The sequence below is a fragment of the Caballeronia arvi genome, assembly GCF_001544695.2.
GTDB classification, from domain to species: Bacteria; Pseudomonadota; Gammaproteobacteria; order Burkholderiales; family Burkholderiaceae; genus Caballeronia; species Caballeronia arvi.
On sequence record NZ_FCOM02000247.1, the window covers coordinates 1 to 1224 of the forward strand.

A 1224-nucleotide genomic window follows, 5' to 3' on the forward strand; every position below is an offset into this window, starting at 1 on the left:
TCGCACGAAACTCAAACGCAAGCCGGCGCGCGGCACCCTGGTGCGCTATGAAGACCGGATCGCGGAAGTTCTGGGCGAAGCCCGCGGACAACGCGTCATGATTCGCTCCATTCATCCGGACGGAGAAGAGCGCCGCACCGCGGTGAAATGGGTGAACCTCATACCGCTCGAAACTCAGCTTTTCTGACTGACCGAGCGTGACCGTCGAACGGGTGATGCGACGGCAAGCCGGGCACCTGCGGCCGTCGCGCACCACCCGGTTGTCGCTACGCTCACGCCTGGTTGACGGCGTCCTTAAAACTCTTCCCGGCGGTGAACTTCACCGTCTTGGCCGCTGCGATCTCGATCGTCTCACCGGTCTGCGGATTCCGACCGGTCCGCGCGGCGCGTTCGCCGGTTCCGAACGATCCAAAGCCGATCAGCTGAACGGTGTCGCCCGCGGCCACCGTTTTCGAAATCGTCTCAAACACCGCATTGATCGCCTCTTCTGCTGCGGTCTTGCTTGTACCCGACGCCGACGCAACCGCGTCGATCAGTTCCTGCTTGTTCATTGGATCCCCTCTCAATTGAAAACGAATGCGATCTTACCGAACCGCTACGAAAACACCGAACAAACGCTTCTACGAAGTGGCATCGGTGGCATCCAGGTCGAACAGATCCGAAGTCGTGCTGTAGGCAGCGAGCAACTCCGGCAAGTGACCATTGCGAACTTTGGCCAGCGTGTCCGGCGACAGCCAGGTTTCTTCCATCGCTTCGATGCCTTCCTCGATCATCCGCTGCAGGAAGAACGATTGCTTGCGCCCCGTGGCCTCTGCCAGCACGCGCAACCGTTGCTCGATGACCGGGTCGATGCGCACCGCCACGACCCTCAACTTGTTCTCTGCTGATCTTCTCACCTGTTCGCTCCTTTTGACCGTCGGCGCGTCTAGGGTGCACCAACCGGTCATGGATCGCGCCACCCGCTGGCGCCATCCGCTCATTATCTACGTGCGAGCTTTCGCTCTTACCGTTTTGCCAACGACTGCCTTCCGGGCGGCTCGCCTGACGGGCGGACTGGATTCTGCCTGGGGCACGCGCCGCGGCGGGGAGCGCGTGGCTCCGCGCAGCGACTTCAACTGCTCTTGAAGTGACTTGTGTGCCGCTTCGAGCGCGGCCAGTTTGCCTTGCAGCACCCCGGTCTGATGGCGGGCATCACCCTGCTGCTCCTGCAGCGCGTCGACGGTG

3 protein-coding genes are annotated in these 1224 nt (G+C 61.9%); 1 reads left to right on the forward strand and 2 read right to left on the reverse strand.

Annotation, left to right across the window (positions count from 1 at the left end; translation table 11 throughout):
• The coding region (locus AWB74_RS44670; protein WP_061152817.1) for a hypothetical protein at positions 1–187 on the forward strand (187 nt) is incomplete at its 5' end.
• A gap of 85 nt (positions 188–272) precedes the next feature.
• Here AWB74_RS44670 and AWB74_RS44675 read toward each other — a convergent pair.
• Positions 273–551: an HU family DNA-binding protein gene (locus AWB74_RS44675; protein WP_061152818.1), complete on the reverse strand. Its 279-nt coding sequence runs from the start codon at positions 549–551 to the stop codon at positions 273–275.
• Positions 552–620: 69 nt separating this feature from the next.
• Positions 621–896, reverse strand: a complete 276-nt coding sequence (locus tag AWB74_RS44680; RefSeq protein ID WP_061152819.1) for a hypothetical protein — start codon at positions 894–896, stop codon at positions 621–623.
• Positions 897–1224: the final 328 nt, after the last annotated feature.